Source organism: Sciscionella marina DSM 45152 (assembly GCF_000379465.1).
GTDB lineage: Bacteria > Actinomycetota > Actinomycetes > Mycobacteriales > Pseudonocardiaceae > Sciscionella > Sciscionella marina.
The window spans coordinates 118,054-138,752 of the sequence record NZ_KB905447.1 but is presented as its reverse complement, the minus strand read 5'-3'; the positions used below and the strand labels follow the sequence as shown (position 1 = coordinate 138,752).

19 protein-coding genes are annotated in these 20,699 nt (G+C 69.2%); 5 read left to right on the top strand and 14 right to left on the bottom strand.

Annotated elements, in window-relative coordinates; translation table 11 throughout:
- Positions 1–103 precede the first annotated feature (103 nt).
- On the bottom strand, positions 104–1,213 hold the full coding sequence (locus A37U_RS0138225) for an FAD-dependent oxidoreductase (protein WP_020501926.1): 1,110 nt from the start codon (positions 1,211–1,213) through the stop codon (positions 104–106).
- Between the two features lie 12 nt (positions 1,214–1,225).
- Entirely contained in the window at positions 1,226–2,206 is a 981-nt protein-coding gene (locus tag A37U_RS55250; RefSeq protein ID WP_020501925.1) for a Clp protease N-terminal domain-containing protein, read from the bottom strand.
- Between the two features lie 68 nt (positions 2,207–2,274).
- Here A37U_RS55250 and A37U_RS0138215 point away from each other — a divergent pair, with 68 nt between their 5' ends.
- Positions 2,275–2,634 (top strand): hypothetical protein, encoded by a 360-nt coding sequence (locus A37U_RS0138215; protein WP_020501924.1) that lies wholly within the window; start codon positions 2,275–2,277, stop codon positions 2,632–2,634.
- Between the two features lie 23 nt (positions 2,635–2,657).
- Here A37U_RS0138215 and A37U_RS47490 read toward each other — a convergent pair whose 3' ends face one another.
- The 3 genes from A37U_RS47490 to A37U_RS48925 form a co-directional block, all read right to left on the bottom strand.
- Positions 2,658–3,230: a prepilin peptidase gene (locus A37U_RS47490; RefSeq protein WP_020501923.1), complete on the bottom strand. Its 573-nt coding sequence runs from the start codon at positions 3,228–3,230 to the stop codon at positions 2,658–2,660.
- A gap of 108 nt (positions 3,231–3,338) precedes the next feature.
- On the bottom strand, positions 3,339–3,914 hold the full coding sequence (locus A37U_RS0138205) for a GrpB family protein (protein ID WP_020501922.1): 576 nt from the start codon (positions 3,912–3,914) through the stop codon (positions 3,339–3,341).
- A gap of 9 nt (positions 3,915–3,923) precedes the next feature.
- Complete coding sequence (locus A37U_RS48925) at positions 3,924–4,358, bottom strand: PNPOx family protein (RefSeq protein ID WP_020501921.1); 435 nt, start codon at positions 4,356–4,358, stop codon at positions 3,924–3,926.
- 83 nt (positions 4,359–4,441) lie between these two features.
- Here A37U_RS48925 and A37U_RS0138195 point away from each other — a divergent pair, with 83 nt between their 5' ends.
- Positions 4,442–5,008, top strand: a complete 567-nt coding sequence (locus A37U_RS0138195) for a TetR/AcrR family transcriptional regulator (RefSeq protein ID WP_020501920.1) — start codon at positions 4,442–4,444, stop codon at positions 5,006–5,008.
- On the opposite strand, the gene A37U_RS0138190 is transcribed toward A37U_RS0138195, so the two are convergent.
- From A37U_RS0138190 to A37U_RS0138155, 8 genes are all read right to left on the bottom strand, one after another.
- Positions 4,994–5,806 (bottom strand): shikimate dehydrogenase, encoded by an 813-nt coding sequence (locus tag A37U_RS0138190; protein WP_020501919.1) that lies wholly within the window; start codon positions 5,804–5,806, stop codon positions 4,994–4,996. The genes A37U_RS0138195 and A37U_RS0138190 overlap by 15 nt on opposite strands.
- Positions 5,807–5,825: 19 nt before the next feature.
- The gene (mltG, locus tag A37U_RS0138185) at positions 5,826–7,022 is read right to left on the bottom strand and encodes an endolytic transglycosylase MltG (protein WP_020501918.1); all 1,197 of its coding nucleotides are present in this window, start codon (positions 7,020–7,022) and stop codon (positions 5,826–5,828) included.
- Complete coding sequence (ruvX, locus tag A37U_RS0138180; RefSeq protein ID WP_020501917.1) at positions 7,019–7,492, bottom strand: Holliday junction resolvase RuvX; 474 nt, start codon at positions 7,490–7,492, stop codon at positions 7,019–7,021. Before ruvX ends, mltG begins: the two co-directional genes overlap by 4 nt.
- A gap of 2 nt (positions 7,493–7,494) precedes the next feature.
- Positions 7,495–10,149 (bottom strand): alanine--tRNA ligase, encoded by a 2,655-nt coding sequence (gene alaS / locus A37U_RS0138175; RefSeq protein WP_020501916.1) that lies wholly within the window; start codon positions 10,147–10,149, stop codon positions 7,495–7,497.
- A 61-nt stretch (positions 10,150–10,210) separates the two neighbouring features.
- On the bottom strand, positions 10,211–10,486 hold the full coding sequence (locus A37U_RS0138170; protein ID WP_020501915.1) for a hypothetical protein: 276 nt from the start codon (positions 10,484–10,486) through the stop codon (positions 10,211–10,213).
- Entirely contained in the window at positions 10,483–10,890 is a 408-nt protein-coding gene (locus tag A37U_RS0138165) for a DUF948 domain-containing protein (protein WP_020501914.1), read from the bottom strand. The genes A37U_RS0138170 and A37U_RS0138165 overlap by 4 nt, the downstream gene beginning before the upstream one ends.
- A 103-nt stretch (positions 10,891–10,993) precedes the next feature.
- Positions 10,994–13,063 (bottom strand): OPT family oligopeptide transporter, encoded by a 2,070-nt coding sequence (locus A37U_RS0138160; RefSeq protein ID WP_020501913.1) that lies wholly within the window; start codon positions 13,061–13,063, stop codon positions 10,994–10,996.
- Positions 13,064–13,067: 4 nt separating this feature from the next.
- The gene (locus tag A37U_RS0138155) at positions 13,068–13,430 is read right to left on the bottom strand and encodes a hypothetical protein (RefSeq protein ID WP_020501912.1); all 363 of its coding nucleotides are present in this window, start codon (positions 13,428–13,430) and stop codon (positions 13,068–13,070) included.
- 131 nt (positions 13,431–13,561) lie between these two features.
- Here A37U_RS0138155 and A37U_RS0138150 point away from each other — a divergent pair, with 131 nt between their 5' ends.
- The 3 genes from A37U_RS0138150 (at position 13,562) to A37U_RS0138140 (ending at position 19,126) form a co-directional block, all read left to right on the top strand.
- Complete coding sequence (locus A37U_RS0138150) at positions 13,562–15,307, top strand: hypothetical protein (protein WP_020501911.1); 1,746 nt, start codon at positions 13,562–13,564, stop codon at positions 15,305–15,307.
- An 85-nt stretch (positions 15,308–15,392) separates the two neighbouring features.
- Positions 15,393–17,894, top strand: coding sequence for a DEAD/DEAH box helicase (locus A37U_RS0138145; protein ID WP_020501910.1), 2,502 nt, complete (start codon positions 15,393–15,395; stop codon positions 17,892–17,894).
- A 23-nt stretch (positions 17,895–17,917) separates the two neighbouring features.
- A complete protein-coding gene (locus A37U_RS0138140; protein ID WP_020501909.1) occupies positions 17,918–19,126 on the top strand; it encodes a metal-dependent hydrolase family protein in 1,209 nt (402 codons plus the stop codon).
- Between the two features lie 9 nt (positions 19,127–19,135).
- Here A37U_RS0138140 and A37U_RS0138135 read toward each other — a convergent pair whose 3' ends face one another.
- Positions 19,136–20,641, bottom strand: a complete 1,506-nt coding sequence (locus A37U_RS0138135) for a hypothetical protein (protein ID WP_020501908.1) — start codon at positions 20,639–20,641, stop codon at positions 19,136–19,138.
- Positions 20,642–20,699 lie beyond the last annotated feature (58 nt).

Genomic DNA, 20,699 nt, shown 5'->3' with positions numbered 1-20,699 from the left:
CGGGCCTACGCAGAGGCCAGGCTGAACCGGCCGGGGGCGAAACCGTAACCTGGAGCTGCTGTCCGGCATCGCACTGTCCGCCGCGAGCACCCGGATGCAGCGTTCAGCCCGGCTGGAAGAACTCCAGCATTCTGCGGGCGGCGTCCGGCGACATCAGCAGTTCCTGCATGTCCGCGGACATCCGGGCGGCGGCTCCGGCTCGCTCGAACATCTTCCGTTCGTATTCCTCGACGGCGGCGGGCACGTCGTCCGGGTGTCCGGCCAGGGTGAACCCGAGCAGGGCACCGTCGAGCAGTGCCAGGTTGGCGCCCTGCCCTACCGGCGGCATCAGGTGGGCGGCATCCCCGAGCAGCGTGACACCCGGCCTCGTTGGCCAGGTCAGGCCGACCGGGAGGGCGGTGATCGACCGCGGCAGGATCGTGTCCTCGCAGGCGGCGATCAGCGCGGTGAACCGCGCGTCCCAGCCGGCGAACAGCTCGATCAGGCGCGCACGGGCGGCGGGTGGGTCGTCGAACGGGATCCCGCTGGTGGCGAACCAGTCCGCGGCGGTGTTGTAGAAGCTGAGGCCGATGCGCACCCGGCCGTCACCGTTGCGCTGCGCCGCCAGGGACTGTCCATTGCCGAGCGCCCAGTAGTTGCCGCGCCCGAGCATCGCCGCGAGCTCGGGGTGGGTGCGGTCGATATCCGGAATGCCGATCTCGACGACGTTCTGGCCGAGGTGCACCGGCCGGGTCTCGGTGAGCAATCCACGGACCCGGGAGTTCGCGCCGTCGGCACCGACCAGCAGGTCGTAGTGCGCACTGCTGCCGTTCGCGAAGTGCGCGACATGGCCATCGGCGTGTTCGAACGCGTGGCCCCAGCGCACCGTGTGCTCCGGAAGAGCGTCCAGTAGCAGCGCGCGCAGATCCGCGCGGTCCACTTCGGGGCGATCCAGCGGGGCGTCCTCGGGTGTGTCCTCCTGCAGTAGCAGGGTGCCGTCCGGCTCCAGAAGCCGCATGTCCTGGCCCGCACCGCGGGCGATCGCGGAGAACCGGTCGATCAGACCGGCCTCGCGCAGCGCCCGCTGCCCGGAATGGATGTCGAGCATGCCGCCCTGGCCGCGGGCAGCACGCGAGGATTCGCGTTCGTACACCACGGCATCGATGTCGTTCATGCACAGCACACGGGCAAGGACCAGGCCACCGAGTCCGGCGCCGACGATGGCGATCTGCACGATTACCCCGATTCAGCTGGTTCGCCGGCGGAGCCGGGGCGCGAGCACCGTGCGCACGAACGTGGCGGTCTCACCTGAGGCTGATCCGTGTTCTTCTCCGGATTCCGGTTCCAACAGGCACCGGAGCCGCACCAGCAGCTGGACGGTCGATCGCCAGAGTGGGACGAACAGGCCCGCGACCGGACCGGCACCCTGGATCGGGCTGCCGGACAACTCGGTCACCTGCTTGGCGAGCGTGACCGTCGCCGGATCCCGCAGGATCAGGTGCACCTCCTCGCCGATCAGCCGCAGTTCCATCCTGCGCGCGGCGGTTTCCTCCGGGTTCGCGTCCGTCGTCGTCTCCGGATCCAGTTCGTCGATCGTGGCGGCGACCGTGTCCGGGTCGACACCGAGTTGGCGCAGCACCCTGGCCGCCATGCTGTTCTCCGTCCGCAGCATCGCCTCGAGCAGGTGATGGCTGCCGATCGGTGCGCCACCGGCCAGCGCGCTCGCACCTGCCATCGTGTCCTCGGTGGCAGGCGTACCCGCAGGCCATGAATCGGCCGGTACATCCGGTGAACCCGGCACCGAGGCCAGCACCGCGGCACGGATCTTGCCGACCGGATCGATCCGCTCGGCCAGCACTCGCGCGCCGATACCCCCGCCTTCCCGGACCAGGGCGAGCAGGATGTGCTCGGTACCGACCTCGTTGTGGTGCAGCTGCGTCGCCTCGCGCAGGGCGAGCTCCAGTGTCTTTTTCGCGCGCGAGGTGAACGGGATGTGGCCACTCAGTTCACCGGTGCCGGGCTGGACAATCGCGGCGATATCGGCCTGCGCGGTCTGCTTGTCGTAGCCGAGCCGGTGCAGCACCGTCGCCGCCGTGCTGTCTGGTGCATCGAGCAGTGCCAGCAGGATGTGTTCGGTGTCGATGTGGTCGTGGTTGAGCTGCCTCGCCTCTTCCTGGGCTGTGACGACCACCTGGCGGGCTTTCACCGTGAACCGTTCGAATGGCATGGGTCTATGGTTCCGACCCTGTCAATACTCTGTCACTGATAAGGTCACCATGCCGAAGGGAGGGTGTCATGGAGACACCGTCGGACTGGGACGATCGGCTCGCGCGCTGGCAGAACGAGCTGGAGCTGTTCGAGCAGCTGGACGAGACACCCTGGGTCACGCTGGCCAGGGCGCAGGCCGAGACCGGCGTTTCCCGCTCGGCCCTGCGGTCCTGGTACCGCAACGGTGAGATCCGGTCCCGGCTGGTGGACGGCCCGAACGGACCACAGCGTCTTGTCCAGCTGGAGGCGGTGATCGAACGCGCCGCCACATCACCACGCATTCAGCGCAGGGCGGAACGGGAAGTCAGCCTGGAAGCCCAGGTCGCGCTGCTTCGGCACCGGATCGACCAGCTCGAGCTGCGCCTGGCCGCGCTCGAGCGGAAGTGACCGGCGCCCGGGCCCGGCAACGGCTACAACGTCACCAGCAGCCAGCCCGAGGCGAGCATCCCGGGGCCGTGTGGCACCGTCCTGCTCCGCGTTCCGAGGGCCACCGCCAGGCTGAGCGCCGCGGCGAGCGGGGCGAACACCAGCACCGCAAGCCAGCCGTGCGCCCCGAGCGGCAGACCGAGCGCGCCCGCGAGCTTGGCGTCCCCGGCACCGAGCGAGCGCGGAGCCAGCCGGTGCGCGAGGAGGTGGGTACCGCCGAGCAGCAGGCCCGCCGCCGCGATGCGTTGCCATGCCTGCGGTTCCGCGAACACCGCCGTGGCGCCGAGGACTGGATAGGCCGCGAAGGTGAGCGGATCGGGCAGCCGCCCGGCGCGCACATCCGCGAGGACGAGCGGCACCGCGAACAGGGCGAGCGCCAGCGCGGCCGGTACCCACCGCCAGGGCAGGACACCGGTCACCGCCAGTGCCCCGGTCAGGCTCCACAGCGCCGCCGTCCCCCACCCGCACCATCGCCCGGGACAGTCCAGGCCGCGGGGGACCCTGGCCAGCAGCCCTCGGACCGCCTGGCCGACGAACCAGCCGAGCAGCGCGAGCACTGGCAAGTCGGCTGAGCGTACGAGTTCCATGGCTCGAGCCTCGCGCCCCGAATCGGCCCCGACAAGAACAACCCCGCGTGAACGGTCCATTCACGCGGGAACACCCGCTCAGGCCGGGATGTCCACACCGGCGGCGCGGGCCTTCGTGATGATGCCCTCGATGATCTCGGTCTTGGCCTCGGCATAGTCCTGCATGTAGCGCCATTCGCGCTTGGCGAGCTCGCGTTTGACCTCGGCGTACCGGTCCCGGTCCTCGGGGTGGGCGCGCAACCAGTCCCGGAAGGCCAGGTTCTTCGTGATCTCCGGGCAGCCTTCGGTGTACACGTGCAGATGCGCGTTCTCGTCCGCACCGTCCACGATCCGTTTGCGCAGCATCCGGTGCTCGTACCAGCCGGGTTCGCGCACCCGGAGCCGGTAGCCGACCGCCTCGAGCGCGGGCACATAGCTCGGCTCCGCTGCCGACTCGGCGACCGCGGCGACGAGGTCGATGATCGGTTTGGCGGCGAGCCCGGGGACCGAGGTCGAACCCTTGTGGGCAACGAGCCGCAGGGTGTCTCCGAGTACGGCGTGCAGCTGGTCGGCGAGCGCCCGATAGCGGTCCGGCCAGCTCGGGTCGTATTCCTCGATGACCACCTTGTCCGCATACGGCCGTGCCTCGCCGACCACGACGTCCTCGAATGCCATGCGGAGAGCCTAGTCTTGCGGCCAGTCCAGCCGGAACACGGCGAACTCGCCGCTGTGCCGTTCGATCTCGGCGAGTGGCGCCTCCGGCGCGAAGGGCAACGCCTCGTCCACATAGCCGGCGAGTGGCAGATAGGCGGCGAACACCTGGGCCGCCGCGGCTCCCTCGACGAGCACCGGGGTGTACCGGCCCTCGCCCCGGATCGCGCACGATCCCGCGACGAGCAGATTCCGCACCCAGTCGCGCTTCCTCGTCGAGGTGCACACATAACGTGCCCCGCCGATCAGCGTGATGTTCACGGCGAACGGGCGCGGCTCCCTACTGCGCCGCCCCGGTACCTCGATCACCCGCACCACGGGGCGGTACTCGGCATACGGTTCGGGTGGCGCGGCCCGGAACTTCGCGATCATCTCGGCGTTCCAGCTGCGCAGGTCGGGTTCCGGCACGGCATCTCCTTCGGGTATAACTGGACCGTCGGTCCGCTTCGGCACTATACGGACCGGCGGTCCAGTTACGCCAGGAGGTTCTCGTGCCCGCCGAGCGATCCGACGCCGCCCGCAACCGGGAACGCATTCTCAGTGCGGCCGCCGAGCTGTTCGACCGGGAGGGTGTGGCACACGTGAGCATGGCGCGGATCGCCGAGTCCGCCGGAGTCGGCAAGGGCACCGTGTTCCGGCGGTTCGCCGACCGCACCGGCCTGATCGAGGCGGTCCTCGAACCACGAGTGGCGCGGCTGCGCACCGCGCTCACAGAGGGAACGCCGCCACTCGGCCCGGGTGCCGAACCCGCCGAGGCGCTCGCCGCCTTCCTGGACGCGCTGTTCGAGTTCGCCTGGGAGAACCGGGCACTCAACCGGGCCTTCGAACATCTCGGCCCGGACGCCTACTACGCGAATCCGGTCTGCCAGTTCTGGATCGCCGAACTGCGGGCGCGGATCGCCGCGGTGAACCCGGGCATCGATGCGGACTACTTCGCGCACGCGCTGTTCACCGCGATGCGCGCGGACATCATGGACTATCTGCTCAGCACCCGGGGCATGGACAAGGAGCGGATCAGGGCGGGAATCGAGCGCCTCGCCGGATCAGTCCAGCGGTAGCTCCAGTGTGCCCCCGGTCGCCGCGCGCAGTGCGTCGCGCATCTCCTCGCGCGGCGCCGTTTGCCCGGTGAACAGTTCGGCCTGTTCGAACGCCTGGTGCAGCAGCATGTCCAGGCCGGTGGCCAATCGCGGCGCCACCCGGGCCAGTGGGGTCGGCCAGGGATCGTAGATCACATCCAGCAGCGCGTGCGCCTGCGCGAGTTCCTCGGCGATCGGTTCCACCGCCGCCGAGGGCACCGTGCTCACCAGTGCGTCCGCCTTCGCGGCGAGCGCACCGAAATCCGTGTCCGCCCAGGTCTGCACCAGTACGTCGAGCCCGGCGCGTTCGGCGGCCGCCACGGTCTCCCCCGCCCGGTCCGGATCGCGGACCACGAGGGTGGCCTCGGTGAACCCGAGCTCGGCGAAGGCCACCACGCTGGCCGCCGCGGTCCCGCCCGCACCGAGCACCACGCCCCTGCTGCCCTCGGTGAAACCGGCGGCCGCGCGCAGTGCGCCGCTCACTCCGCTCACATCGGTGCAGTCGGCGTGCCAGCCGTCCTTCTTACGCAGCAGGGTGTTCGCCGCGCCTACCGCATGCGCCCTGCCGGTCAGTGAGCTCGCATGCCGCAGCGCCGCCCGCTTGCCGGGCATGGTGACCGAGAAGCCGACCCACTCTGGGCCGGAGCCGTCCACCTGACCGGGCAGTTCCTCCGCACCGCAGCGGATTCGCCGGTACTCCCAGTCGTGCAGGCCGAGCGCGGTGAAGGCCGCGGTGTGCAGTACCGGGGAAAGGGAGTGTCCGATCGGATCGCCGAGCACTCCCGCGATCCTGGCTGGCTCAGTAGACACCGCTCTCCTGTGCCTTCTTGGCGTTCTGCCGGTGTTCGTCGACGGTCTTGGCGAAGCAGGAGGAACCGTCCTTCTCGCATTTCACGAAGAACAGCCAGTCGCCGGGGGTCGGTTTCGCGGCCGCCTTGATCGCCTCGATGCTCGGCGAGTCGATCGGTGAGGGCGGCAGATCGGTGTTCGCGTAGGTGTTGTACGGCCCCGCCTTGTCCCGATCGGCCTTCGAGGTGCGGATCTCCGGGCGATCGAGCACGTAGTTCACCGTCGAGTCGAGTTCCAGCCGCTGCTTCTGGGTCAGCCGGTTGTGAATGACCCGGGAAACCTTGCCGAAGTCCTTCTCCAGGCCTTCTCCCTGCACCAGGGAAGCGACGGTGAGGACCTGATAGGCGCTCAGTCCGCTCCCCTCGGCGCCCTGCGGCAGACCCGCGGAGCTCATCTTCTCCGCCGAGGCCCGCAGCACGGTGCTGAGCAGATCCTTCGCCGAAGCGCCCGGTTTGACCTCGTACACGCCGGGCAGGATCAAACCCTCGAGCCGGTGCGCCGCATCGACCTTGCCCGCCTCCTTGGCCGCCCAGGAGGGCACGCCGAGGCTCGTCAAGTCGGTGGAACCCACCACCTGCTGCAGCGTGTTCGCCGAGACACAGGTGCTGTCCCCGTTGTGTTCCGCGCAGCTCGACTCGGCCAGCTGGGTGAGCACACCCTTGGTGACCGATCCGTTCGGCTGCTTCACATCCTGGAGCCGGGTCCCCGGCCGGATCTGCAGATTGCCGACCCGGGAACCGGGATCGGTGAGCCGGGCGACCGCGGCCTGGCCGGACATTTTGGCGTGCATCTGGTAGTAGCCGGGCTGAACGGAGAGCGCCTTGTCGTTGTCTTCGGCGGCGTGCGTGTAGGCCGATGCGCTGGCCACCACGTCCTTCTCGGCGAGCTCGGAGGCGATCGCGCGCTGCGACTGGCCCGCGGTGACCTGGACGACGACCTGGCCCTGGCCGCCGCCCTCGTAGTCGGCGAAGCTGAGCCCGAGCAGCTGCCGGACACCGAACCAGGCGAACAGCAGCAGCACCGCGACGATCACACCCGAGCCGAGCCAGGTGATCCGCCGTTTCCTGCGCAGCTGCTCGCGGCCCCGGGATCTGGGTGATTCGCGCGGATAGTCGTCCTCGTCGAACAGGCCGAGGTCGTCGTTCACGTGTCCTCCCGGCCCAGATCGCCCCGTGCCGCGGCGTTCGACCGGGCATCGAGCCAGGTCTGCAGGATGTCCACCGCGGCGGCCTGGTCGATCACCGAACGCTGCTTACGGCCCCGCACGCCGCGGTCGGAGAGCATCCGGCCCGCGTTGACCGTGGAAAGGCGTTCGTCGGCGAACCGGACCGGCACCCGGATGCGCGCGGCGAGTTCCTCCGCGTAGGCACTCGCGTGCTGTGCCGCGCTGCCGTGCCCGCCGGCAAGCGTCTTGGGCAAACCGATCACGACCTCGACCACCTCGTGTTCCTCGATCAATGCGACGAGCGTGGCGATGTCGGTCTTGTCCCGCTCGTCTCTCGGGAGGGTAACGAGTGGTGACGCGAGCAGTGGCGCGGGATCGCTCAGCGCGACGCCGACGCGTACCGCGCCGACGTCGATGCCGAGCCTGCGACCGGGGCCGGGATCACCTGCCAAGGTCAGCCCGCTACCGCCGAGCGCAGGGACTCGATGGCCGAGGGGACCCCGGACGGGTCCGAGCCACCGCCCTGCGCGAGGTCCGGTTTACCGCCGCCACGGCCATCCACCGCCGGGGCGAGGGCGCCCACGAGCTTGCCCGCGGCGAGCCCGCGTTCCCTGGCCGCCTCGGTGGTCGCGACCACGAAGCTGAGCTTGCCGTCGTTCGGGGCGAACAGCGCGACCACACCGGGCGCGGAACCGAGCCGGGCCCGGACGTCACTGGCCAGCGAACGCAGCGCCGAGCCATCGCCGACCTCGACCTGCTCGGCGACCACCTGCACCCCGCCGACCTCGGTGGCCTGCTGCGCGAGCTTGCCCGCCGAGGCCAGTATCTCCTTGGTGCGCAGCTCGGTGATCTCCTTCTCCGCCGCACGCAGCCGGCCGACCACACCCTCGATGCGTTCCGGCAACTCCTCGGCGGGCACCTTGAACTGGCCGGCCAGCTGGGAGACGAGCAGGTGCTCCTTGCTGGCGTGGCGCATCGCGTCCATGCCGACCAAGGCCTCGACCCGGTGCACCCCGGAGCCGACGCTCGAGTCCCCGACCAGTTTGACCAGGCCGAGCTGGCCGATCCGGTCCACGTGCGTGCCACCGCAGAGCTCACGCGAGTACTCGCCCATGTCCACCACGCGCACGTTGTCGCCGTACTTCTCGCCGAACAGCGCCACCGCGCCGAGCTCCATGGCCTTGTCCATGCTGGTGGTGTACGAGTTGACCTCCCAGTCGTCCTGGAGATACTGGTTGACCTCCTCCTCGACGCCGGCGAGCACGTCCGCGGACACCGAACGCGGCACGGTGAAGTCGAACCGCATCCTGCCCGGTTCGTTGAGCGAACCCGCCTGCGCGGCCTGTTTGCCGTAGGCCCCGCGCACTGCGGCGTGCACCAGGTGGGTCGCCGAGTGGGACCGCTCGATCGCGTGCCTGCGTGCCGAATCCACGTGCGCGGAAAGACGGGTGTCCACGGCGAGCTCACCCTCGGTCACCGTGACCCGGTGGACGAACAGGCCGGGCACCAGTTTCTGCACATCGCGCACCCGGACCGCGACACCCTCGCCGTAGAGGGTGCCGGTATCGGCGATCTGCCCACCGCCCTCGGCGTAGAACGGGGTGCGGTCCAGGACCAATTCGACATCGGTACCGGCGCTCGCGGTGCGCGCGGGTTTCCCGTCCACCAGCATGCCGAGCACCCGGGCGTCCGATTCCAGGTCGGTGTAGCCGAGGAACTCGGTCTGGCCGTGGGCGTCGAGCAGTTCCCGGTACTCGGACAGATCGCCGTGCCCGGACTTGCGCGCCTTCGCGTCCGCCTGCGCGCGGGCCCGCTGCTCGGACATCAGCGCGCGGAACCCGCTCTCGTCCACCTCGAGGCCCTGTTCGGCGGCCATCTCCAGGGTCAGGTCGATCGGGAACCCATAAGTGTCGTGCAGCTGGAAGGCCTTGTCCCCGGACAGTACCTGCGCGCCTGCCGCCTTGGCCTGTTCGGCCGCGGTCTCGAAGATCCGGGAACCCGCCGTCAGCGTCGTGGAGAACGCCTGCTCCTCGGCGACAAGCACCGACTCGATCCGCTCGAACTCGGTGACCAGCTCCGGGTAGGACGGCGCCATCGCGTCCCGCACCGTCGCCGCGAGTTCGGCCAGCACCGGGGTCTGCACGCCGAGCAGGCGCACCGAGCGCACGATCCGGCGCAGCAGCCTGCGCAGCACGTAGCCACGCCCCTCGTTGGACGGGGTGATGCCGTCGCCGATCAGCATGACCCCGGAACGGGCGTGGTCGGCGATGACCCGGAAACGTACATCGTCGGCCTCGTTCTCGCCGTAGCGCTTCCCGGAGAGCTCCTCAGCCTTGGCGATGACCACGCGCAGCAGATCGGTCTCGTACACGTTGTTCACGCCCTGCAGCAGGAACGCGACCCGCTCGACGCCCATACCGGTGTCGATGTTCTTCTGCGGCAGTTCACCGACCGGCGGGTACCCCTTCTTCGGGCTCTGCTCCCCACGCATGTCCTGCATGAACACGAGGTTCCAGATCTCCAGGTACCGGTCCTCGTCGGCTTCCGGTCCGCCATCGGCGCCGTACTCGGGCCCGCGGTCGTAGAAGATCTCCGAGCAGGGGCCGCCGGGACCGGGCACGCCCATGTCCCAGTAGTTGTCCGCACCGCTGCGGCGCTGGATGCGTTCGGCGGGCAGTCCGGCGACCTCCTGCCAGAGCCGGTAGGCCTCGTCGTCGGACTCGTAGACGGTCGCCCACAGCCGCTCGGGGTCGAAACCGAGCCCGCCCTCGGAGACCTTGCCGGTGACCAGGGTCCACGCCAGCCGGATGGCCTCGGCCTTGAAGTAGTCGCCGAACGAGAAGTTCCCGGCCATCTGGAAGAAGGTGTTGTGCCGGGTGGTCTTGCCGACCTCGTCGATGTCCGGGGTGCGGATGCATTTCTGCACACTGGTCGCCGTCTTGTAGGGCGGGGTCTGCTGACCGAGGAAAAACGGCTTGAACGGCGCCATCCCGGCGATGATGAACATGACCGTGGGGTCGTCCGAGATCAGCGAGGCCGAGGGAACCCAGGTATGGCCCGCCTTCTCGAAATGATCGCGGAAGCGCTTGATGATTTCGTGTGTCTGCACGGCTTCTTCCTTGTGACTGCGGGGTGGTTGGCCGATGACGGCGGACGGGCTGGCCGGAACGTCAGGACGCGCGCTCGCCCGCCCCGCGAGCTCGCCGCCCCGGCAGCTCGACGCCGGTGCGCTCGGTGACCCCGCGCGCGAGTTCCTGTTCCCGCTCGGACATCCCCGCGCGTACATCCGCGCCGAAGGCGCCGACCGCCTCGGCCAGCTCGCGCAGTCCGGCGCCGATGTTCTCCCCGATACCGGCCGGGGTGGCCTTGCGCGCGGTCGCGTTCACCTTGCGCGTGGCGATCACGCCGGCCGTGACGCCGATCCCGAGCCAGAACAACCGTTTCACTTCCGGCGCCCCTTCCGCGCACGCCTGCTGTGCTTGCCCTGCGGCGCACCCGCCGCCGCGCGCCGCGCCTTGATCGCCCGCGAGACCCCGTAGGACACCGCGGCGGTCTTCACCAGCGGACCACCGAGGGTCGCGGTGAACAACGAGGACAGCGCCGAGGCGTTTCCGGTGAGGGTGCGTACGTTCGAGGTTACCCCGTCCACCCGCTCGAGCTGGGTGTTCACGTGCGTCAGCGTGGTCGAGGCCTCGGTGAAGATCGGATCGGTGTTCTCGTGCGCCTTGCGGATCGCGATCGTCGCCTCGTCGAGCGTGCGCGAGAGCTTCACCACCACGACGGCGACGAGCAGTACCAGCACGACGAACGCCGCTGCGGCGACGACTGCGGCGATCTGCCCTGGTGTCACGAAATTCCTCCCAGTGCGGAAGTGTGCTGTGGTCGACAACCCTACCCGCGCCGCTACCGAGCGTTCGCAGGTGTACCCGGTGAACACGGCGCGGGCGGGCGGGTCACTGCTGGTTATGCTCGCTGTTCTGTTCGCTGCGCCTGCGGGCGACCCGGAACAGCCAGATGATGAAGCACACGAAGGCCGCGCCGCCGAGCACATCGGTGAGCACCGTGAAGGCACCCTCGGACATGCCAAGGGCCGAGGAGCTGAGGGCCAGCACGTCGGCACTCTGTGCCGCGGCGAACGGGATCGCGAGGATGATGCCGACCAGCGCCTCACCGGTGATCAGGCCGGAGGCGAACAGCATGCCGCGCCGGTTCTCCTTCGGGTCGGCCCCGTCCTTGCGCAGCGCCCGGTCGGCGAACACCGCGACCAGACCACCGATGAACAGCGCCACCGACTGCTCGATGGGCAGGTACAGCCCGACGGCGACGGCGAGCACCGGAGTGCGGAACCGGGCGCCCCTGCGGACCAGGATCCGGTCCAGCACGATGATCAGGACCGCGAGGCCCGCGCCGATGCCAATCATGGTCCACGGCAGGCCACCGGCGAACACGCCCTTGCCGATCGAGCTCATCAGCGTGGCCTGCGGTGCCTGCAGCGCCTCGCTCGGGTTCATACCCTGCCTGGGCAGCGAATTGCCGATGCCGTACGCGTTGTAGAGCACCGAGAGGATCGGCGCGATGCACACGGCGGCGACCACGACACCCACGATCAGCATGGTCTGCTGTTTCCACGGCGTCGCGCCGACGATCCGGCCCGCCTTGAGATCGTGCAGGTTGTCCCCGGCGATCGCGGCCGCACAACTGACCACGGCAGCCATCAGTACCGCGGTGGCCGCACCGACCGTCGCGGCGAGCTCGTGCCCGGTGAAGTTGATCTCGACGCCCAGGATGGCGAGCAGCAGCAGTGCGCCGACCAGCAGCGTCAGGATGGTGACCCCGGATACCGGGTTGTTCGAGGAACCGACCAGACCGGTCATGTATCCGGAGACCGAGGAGAACAGGAAGCCCGCGATGAGGGCGAACAGCACCCCGAAGATGATCGTGCCGACGAACAGCCCACTGCTGATCTGCAGCCTGGCCCGGTCCACCACGAACAGGAACACCAGGAAGATCGGCACCGCCATTCCGATGGTGCCCCACAGCAGGAAGTTCGCCGGAATGTCGCGCTCGGTGCGTTCGAGTCTGCTCGATTCGCCGGACTTGGCCGCCCGCACCGCGCGCACCGAGGAGCGAATGCTGTTCACCACCGGCCGCAGCACCGAACCGAGCGCCCACACGCCACCGATGGCCATCGCGCCCACCCCCAGGTAGCGCACCTGGTCGCTCCACACCGCTTCGGCGGCGTCGTAACCGGTGGCACCGTCGACGGTGTGCGCGAGCACCGAGGGATCGGCGAAGGTCATGTACAGCGGGATCCCGACCACCCAGGCGATCACGCCACCGGTGAACACCAGCCCGGCGATGTTGACCCGCACGATGTAGCCGACCCCGAGCAGGGCCACCGACATCTCGCTGCCGAAACCGAACACCGCCCGGCCCGCGCTCGCCGCTCCGCTCAGCGTGCCCGCTGCGATACCAAAGCCGGTCTGGCACAGCTTGAGGATTCCGGCGGCGATCGCGGAGATCACCACGTACTTGGCTTCCTTGCCGCCGCGCTCGCCTGCCTTGAGCACCTCGCCGGTGGCCACGCCCTCCGGGAAGGCGAGGTTCGCGTTGACGATCAGCGCGCGCCGCAGCGGAACGGTGAACAGCACGCCGAGCACCCCGCCGCACAGCGCGATCGCCATCACCGGCAGGAACGGGAAGCCCTGCCAGTAGCCGAGCAGCACCAGCGCGGGCAGCGTGAAGATCACCCCGGCCGCAAGCGCCTCCCCCGCCGAGGCCGCGGTCTGCACGATGTTGTTCTCCACGATGGTGGAGCCGCGCAGCAGCCGGAACACCGCCATCGAGATCACCGCGGCCGGGATGGAGGCCGAGACGGTGAGCCCGACCTTCAGCCCGAGGTAGGCGTTCGCGCCGGCGAGCACGGCGGCGAGCACCACGCCAAGGATCACCGCCTTGACGGTGATCTCCCGCGGCGCTTCCGCCGAGGAGATGAACGGTTCGTCGAGTTCCTTACTGGTCATGTGGCTACCCCCAGAAGACTGCGATGCCGATGTTGAGCACGGTCAGCCCACCCATGGTCAGTGCGAGACCACGAGCGCGCTCGGTGCGGTTACGCCCGAGGATGGCGAGCACCGCGATCACGAGCAGCACGATGAGCTTCACGCCGATCTTGATGTGCCCGCTCGTGTCCAGCGGGGTGCTGACCACGTGCGCGTCTCGCAGCCCGACCATGGCAAGGCCGCTGATCAACTGGGTCAGGCTGGCCCACAGCCAGGCGACCGAGAGCGCTTCCCCGGCCGCGGCTCTGCGCTGCAGAAAGGCCGCCCCGATGAGTGCGGCCAGCCCAAGGAAATGGGCGAAGAGCAGAACATTGAACACGATCGTCACGGAGAGACACGGTAACCCCCGGACGAACACGCCCCGTTGATGCAGGGCCGCGCGCGCCCCATACCCAGCGGCGAATACACTTTCGACTCACTAGTGTCGCATGCGCGCGTACCGACGACCCCGAAGAGAAGATGACGCAGACCCTAACTGCACAGCCGGTCGCCTCACAAGACAAGCCCGAGGCCCCGGCGGAGACCGGCAGCGGACGTTTACGCCGCATCGCTCCCGCGGTGCTCGCCATTCTCGCCGGGCTCGCGCTGATCGCCTGGCGAGCCTCGATCTACGGCAACTGGATCGTCGACGACGCCGCCATCACGTTCGCCTACGCCAGGGATGTCGCCGAGGGGCTGGGTCCCGTCGTGGCGCCGGGCTCGGCCCCGGTCGAGGGTTTCTCCAATCCGACCTGGCTGGTGCTGCTGGTGCTCGGCAGGCTGCTCGGCCTGTTCGACCACGGCACCTGGTTCGGCATCCCGGACTACGTGCTGTTCCCCAAGCTGCTCGGCCTGCTGTGCTGCGCGGGCATCCTGGTGCTCTGCCACCACGCGGCGCGCGCGGTCACCAAGCGCCCGTGGCTGGCCACCTTCCTGGCCGGGGCGGCCATGGCGGCCATCCCCTCCTTCGTGATCTGGTCCTTCTCCGGACTGGAGAACTCGCTGTACGCGCTGCTCGCCGTCGGGATCGCGGTGCTGCTGTTCCGCGCGACGATCGAGGGACGGCTGCTGACCGCGCGGGTCGGGATCATCGCCGGCGTTCTGGCCGCGCTCGCCGCGCTGACCAGGCCGGACGGGGCGATCTACGCGGGCGCCTATCCGCTCGCGGTGCTCGTGCACCTGCACCGGGAGACCCTCGCACTCAGCGTGCGCAAGATCCTGGTCTCGGTCGCCGCGTTCATCGTGCCCTTCGGGCTGTACCTGCTCTGGCGCTACCTGGAGTTCGGCAAGCTCCTCCCGAACACCTCGGTGGCCAAATCGCAGAGCTTCCCGGCACTGACCGATCTGAACCGGGTCGGCGAACTGCTCGACTACGTCGGCCCCGCGCTGGTGCTCGCCGCGCTGGTCGGCATCGGCTTCGCCCTGGCCAAGTGCCCCTGGCGCGCCGCACTCGGCACACTGCTCGTGCCGCTGACCCTGGCAGTGCTCGCCTATGTGGTCATCGAACCGGACTGGATGGGCCAGTTCCGCTTCGCCACCCCGGTCTGGGCACTGCTCGCGATCACCGGGACCCTCGGCGTCTTCGGGGCCCTCGCGCAGTGCAGACCGCGCGGACAGGTGATGCTGTCCCTGGGGCTCGCGGCTTCGGCGGCCGCATCCGGAGCCGGGCTCATGGCGCAGGCCCATCAGTTCCGCAGCGAACCGACGCTGTCCATGTGCTACGTGGCCGACCGGATCGGCCGCACCTTCAACGCCTACGCCGACATGCTCGGGCTCAAGGGCGGCACCCTGTTCGCCCCCGACCTCGGCGGCAGCTCGCTGACCAGCAGGCTGCACATCGTCGACATGGCCGGGCTCGCCGAACCGCACATCGCCGAACTGATCAACCACGGCGATATGCCCGGGCTGCGCGACTATGTGTTCAACCAAATCAAGCCGACATTCATCCACTCGCGCGGACCGTGGGGGCCAGGCAACAAGGTGTCCTCGGATCCGCGCATCGCCCGGGACTATTACCCGGTGATCTCCTACCCGCCGCAGGAAGACAAACCCGCGGGCGACTGGGTGCGCAAGGATGTGGTACCGGACCAGGCGATACTGACCAAACTCCGCCAGTACGCCGACCGGACCGTGCACGAGATGGACGCCAAGCAGTTCGAGTGGCCGCTGAGGCACTGCGACGACACCATGCGGCGCGGGCAGACCACGGTGAACAAGGCGTTCTGAGGGTGACACTGCCGTCCCGAAGCGACCAACCCTGCGCTCCTCGGGCCGCAAGCGGCCCTACGATGCTCAGGAAGGACCGCCGCTCATGACCCTCACCGACCGCATCCCCACCTCGGCCGATCCGGACAGTCTCTTCGACACCTTCACCACCTGGGTCGGTGAAACCGGTATCGACCCGTATCCGGCGCAGCTCGAAGCGCTCATGGAACTGGCGACGGGGTCGAACGTGATCCTGTCCACGCCGACCGGGACCGGGAAGAGCCTGGTGGCCACCGGGGCGCACTTCATGGCGATCGCCACCGACCGCACCACCTTCTATACCGCCCCCATCAAGGCGCTGGTCTCGGAGAAGTTCTTCGCCCTGATCGAGGTGTTCGGCGCGGACAACGTCGGCATGATGACCGGCGACTCCAGTGTGAACGCCGACGCCCCGATCATCTGCGCCACCGCCGAGATCGTCGCGAACCTGGCGCTGCGCGAGGGCGCCGAGGCCGATATCGGCCTCGTGGTGATGGACGAGTTCCACTTCTACTCCGATCCGGACCGCGGCTGGGCCTGGCAGGTTCCGCTGCTCGAACTGCCGCACGCGCAGTTCCTGCTGATGTCCGCGACCCTCGGCGACGTGAGCTTCTTCGAACGGGACCTGACCGGGCGCACCGGCCGCGCCACGAGCGTGGTCACCAGCGCGCAACGGCCGGTCCCGCTGTTCTACCGCTATGTGCTCACCCCGATGCCGGAGACCATCGACGAGATCGTGGAGACCAAGCAGGCGCCCGCGTATCTCGTGCACTTCAGCCAGGCGGCGGCGATCACCCAGGCCTCGGCACTGACCAGCGTCAACGTGGCCACCCGGGCCGAACGCGACCAGATCATCGCCGAACTGGGCGGGTTCCGGTTCTCCTCGGGCTTCGGCAGGACACTGTCCCGGATGATCCGGCACGGTATCGGGGTGCACCACGCGGGCATGCTGCCCAAGTACCGGCGCCTGGTGGAACGACTGGCGCAGGCCGGGCTGCTGAAGATCATCTGTGGCACCGACACCCTGGGCGTCGGGATCAACGTGCCGATCCGCACCGTGGTGTTCACCGCGATGTCCAAATACGACGGCACCCGGTCCCGGCTGCTCACCGCCCGCGAGTTCCACCAGATCGCCGGGCGGGCGGGCCGGGCGGGCTACGACGACGCGGGCAATGTGATCGCCCAGGCCCCCGAGCACGTGATCGAGAACGAGAAGGCGCTCGCCAAAGCGGGCGATGATCCGAAGAAGCGCCGCAAGGTGGTGAAGAAGAAACCGCCGCCCGGTCAGATCGGCTGGGGCGAGCCCACCTTCACGAAGCTGATCGAGGCCGAACCCGAACCGTTGACCTCGAGTTTCACCGTCAACCACGCCATGCTGCTCAACGTGGTCGCCCGCCCAGGGGACGCCTTCGCGGCCATGCGCAAGCTGCTCACCGACAACCACTGCGACCGCGCCACACAGCGCAAGCTGATCCTGCGGGCGATCTCCATCTACCGCTCCCTGCTCGCAGCCGGGATCGTCGAGCGGCTGGACACCCCGGACGAAGCGGGCCGCACCGTGCGGTTGACCGAAGACCTGCAGTGGGACTTCACCCTGAACCAGCCGCTGGCCCCGTTCGCCCTCGCCGCGATCGAACTGCTCGACGACCAGGCCCCCGGCTACGCCCTGGACGTGCTCTCCATCGTGGAAGCCACCGTCGAGGACCCGTGGCCGGTGCTGCGCGCCCAGACGAACAAGGCCAAGGGCGAGGCCGTGGCCACCATGAAGGCCGAGGGAATCGAGTACACCGAGCGCATGGAGCTGCTCGAGGACGTCAACTATCCGCAGCCGCTGACCGAGCTGCTGGACCCCGCCTTCGAGACCTACCGCAGGGCACATCCCTGGGTCGCCGATGCCGCACTCTCCCCGAAGTCCGTGGTGCGCGATCTGCACGAGCGAGCGATGAACTTCGTCGAGTACATCGGCTTCTACCAGCTGGCCCGTTCCGAGGGACTGGTGCTGCGCTATCTCGCGGATGTGTACGCGGCGCTGCGGCGCACCGTCCCGGACCGCGCCCGCACCGAGGAACTCGAGGACATCACGGTCTGGCTCGGCGAGCTGGTGCGCCAGGTGGACGGCAGCCTGCTGGAGGAATGGGAGCGGCTGCGCGATCCCGAGGCTCCGGAGCAGACCGTCGGTCCCGCACCCGAACCCGAGGCGCCACCGGTCACCCGCAACGAGCGAGCCTTCCGGGTACTCGTGCGCAATCAGCTGTTCCGGCTGGTCGAATGCTGCGCGCGCCGGGACTACGAGACCCTGGCCGAACTCACCGACCTCGGCGCGCAGGACTGGGCGGAGGCGGTCGAGGACTACTTCGCCGAGCACGCCGAACTGGGCACCGGACCGGACGCGCGGGGCCCAGCACTGCTGATGATCACCATCGAGTCGCAGCGCTGGCTGGTGCGCCAGATCTTCGACGACCCCGAGGGCGATCACGACTGGGGCATCCTCGCCGAGATCGATCTGGCCGCCTCGGACGAAGCGGGAGTTCCGGTGCTGCGGATCCTCGAAGCCGGGGAGCTCACCTAACCCGCCATGCCAAGATCGACAGCATGACGAAACGAACGATCCTGCGCGGCGGCACGGTATTCGACGGCAGCACAGTCCGAGAGGCCGAGCTCGTGATCGAGGGTGAGCGGATCCTGGATGTGGGCACCGGGCTCGACGGGGACACCGAACTCGACGTGACCGGGCTGACCGTGCTCCCCGGACTCATCGACTGCCACGTGCACGTCGTGATCTCCGGCGCGGACCGGCTGCAGATGATGCAGGAACCGTTCTCATACCAGTTCTATGCCGCGGCGCGGAACCTGCGCGCGCTGCTCGACTGCGGCATCACCTCGGCGCGCGACGCGGGCGGGGCCGACCTCGGCATCAAGACCGCACTCGGCGACGGGCTGATCGAGGGTCCCGAACTGGCCACGGCGGTCACCGTGCTCGGGCAGACCGGCGGGCACACCGACGGCCGGCTGCCGAGCGGGGCCTGCCTGCCGCTGATGCAGGAGCATCCGGGCCGCCCGGCCATGGTCGTGGACGGCCCGGACCAGATGCGGGTCCGGGTGCGCGAGCTGGTGCGGGCGGGCGCCGACGTGATCAAGATCTGCACCACGGGAGGGGTGCTCTCCCCCGGTGACGATCCGGGTCACGCGCACTTCGACGCCGAGGAGCTCGCGATGTGCGTGGCCGAGGCGGCGCGCGCCGGACTCCGGGTGATGGCGCACGCGCAGGGCACCGAAGGCATCAAGAACGCCCTGCGTGCCGGGGTGCGCAGCATCGAGCACGGCATCTACCTCGACGACGAGGCCATCGAACTGCTGCTCGACAAGGAGGCCTGGCCGGTGCCGACGCTGCTCGCGCCCACCGCCCTGATCGAGCAGATCGAGGCGGGCGCGGCCATGCCGGACTCGGTGGTCCGCAAGGCCTATGAGGTCCTCGAGATCCACCGGGACTCGATTCGCCGCGCCGTGGCGGCCGGGGTACCGATCGCGATGGGCACCGACAGCGGTGTGTTCCCGCACGGGGACAACCTGCGCGAACTGGAGCTGCTGCACCACGTCTCGATGGCGCCGGACGCGGTGCTGCGCGCCTCGACCGTGCGAGCGGCGGAACTGCTCGGGCGCGCGGACGAGGTCGGCACCATCGCCCCCGGTTTTCGTGCCGATCTGATGCTGCTCGAAGGCGACCCGTTCGACTTCACCGACTACCGCTCCCGGGTGCGCGGTGTGGTCCAGCGCGGGGAGCCGGTGCGGCCGTTGGCCTGATGTTGCCGGTCAGTGCTGGTGGGTCAGATACAACACCCGGTACCTGGCCCACGGGGATCCGATGGGCCAGGACTTGATCGCCGTGGCCGGGGCGTGGGCGGACCTGCTCACCCCGAGTGCGTACTCCGGGCGGATCGGGCGCACGTCCCGGTCGAGGAAGGTGAAGTTGATGTCCTGCAACGTCTTGCCGAGACCACTCGCCTTCCTGTGCACCTTGTGGATCTCGCCGAGCATGATGCCGCGGTCGGCGAACTGGTCCACGACCGCACAGTCACAGGAGTAGGCGAGCACGCCGATCTCCCCGCCACTGCGTACCGGCCGGTCGCCGACGATCGAGTGCAGCTCCCGCCCGATCTCGCGATAGTTCACGGTCGAGGTCCAGTTGGTCATGATCGGCGCGTAGGCGCGGGGCAGGCCGTGCGCCGTGTACCAGACCACGCTCGCCGCCACCAGCAGTCCGCCGATCCCGGTGCCGATCCAGCCGATGGGACCGCGCACCGAGCACAGCGCCGCGGCCAGGAAGATGATCCCCGCGGACAGGCTCGGCCCGTAGTACCAGTGATAGGGCGGGACGATCAGCATCGAGTACGCCACGTAGTGCACGGCCCCGGCGAGCAGCAGCACCGCGAACGGGCGCAGCCGGCTCCACGAGGGTCCCCGCCGTATCGCGAGGGCGAGCCAGACGAGGCCGGCGAGCGCGCCGAGCGCTACCGGAAGGAAGGAGAGCACCGTGGCCTTCGGGAAGGCCTGCAGATAGAGCAGCGGTCCGTTGCCGAAGCCCCACATGCCCCATGTGCCCTGGTTGGTCTTGATGATCAGCGTGTCCGGGACGGCCGAGCCGAGCAGGAACCAGCTGAGCACATACCACGGCAGCGCCACCGCGATCGTGGCGAGCACGGTGCGGCCGAGTCCCCGCCAGAACCGGGGACGTACCAGCACGAGCACCGCGCCGAGCACCAGCAGGTCCAGCCGGATCAACGAGAGCAGGCCGAGCGCGGCACCGAGTGCGAGCGGTTTGTGCCGCAGCACGAACACCAGCGCCCAGGCGAGCACCGCGGCACCGAGCGAGACCTCCATGCCGAGCGCGGACAGCAGCAGCGGGTTCACCGTGAGCAGCAGGATGGCCAGCGGGGCGAACCGCTCCGGCAGCCCGGCGTGCCTGCCGGCCGTACGCAGCGCCAGGGCGAGGGTGACCTGGGTGATCACGAACAGCGCTCCCGCCGCGACCACGGCGTTGCGGAACACGAAGGTCAGGGCCGCGAGCAGCAGGACGTTCAGCGGGGACGTCGCCGAGTTGGCGACACTGTCCTGGATCAGCCCCCAGTGCCCGTGAAAGGCGATGTTCCTGGCGTAGGACAGGGTGATGTAGGTGTCGTCGATCAGGGTCGGCTCGGCGACGGCGAAGACCACCGCGGACAGGACCGCCACGGCCACCGGCAGCCACCAGTTGCGCAGGATTCCCGGTCTCCATCGCGCGCTTGTTCGCGCGCCATCGCTGGTCAGCGTCTCGACCATCGGTATTTTCCCCTCGCCATGTGTCCCGTCGGTGGCGGCGAACCCCGACGTTCGCACA

What these genes read in the sequence shown, in the direction of transcription:
- A37U_RS0138215 (WP_020501924.1), top strand. Translation starts at nt 2,275, where the DNA reads ATGGAGACACCGTCGGACTGGGACGATCGGCTCGCGCGCTGGCAGAAC.
- A37U_RS0138205 (WP_020501922.1), bottom strand. Translation starts at nt 3,914, where the DNA reads ATGGCATTCGAGGACGTCGTGGTCGGCGAGGCACGGCCGTATGCGGAC.
- A37U_RS0138160 (WP_020501913.1), bottom strand. Translation starts at nt 13,063, where the DNA reads ATGACCAGTAAGGAACTCGACGAACCGTTCATCTCCTCGGCGGAAGCG.
- A37U_RS0138150 (WP_020501911.1), top strand. Translation starts at nt 13,562, where the DNA reads ATGACGCAGACCCTAACTGCACAGCCGGTCGCCTCACAAGACAAGCCC.
- A37U_RS55250 (WP_020501925.1), bottom strand. Translation starts at nt 2,206, where the DNA reads ATGCCATTCGAACGGTTCACGGTGAAAGCCCGCCAGGTGGTCGTCACA.
- A37U_RS0138135 (WP_020501908.1), bottom strand. Translation starts at nt 20,641, where the DNA reads ATGGTCGAGACGCTGACCAGCGATGGCGCGCGAACAAGCGCGCGATGG.
- A37U_RS0138145 (WP_020501910.1), top strand. Translation starts at nt 15,393, where the DNA reads ATGACCCTCACCGACCGCATCCCCACCTCGGCCGATCCGGACAGTCTC.
- A37U_RS0138140 (WP_020501909.1), top strand. Translation starts at nt 17,918, where the DNA reads ATGACGAAACGAACGATCCTGCGCGGCGGCACGGTATTCGACGGCAGC.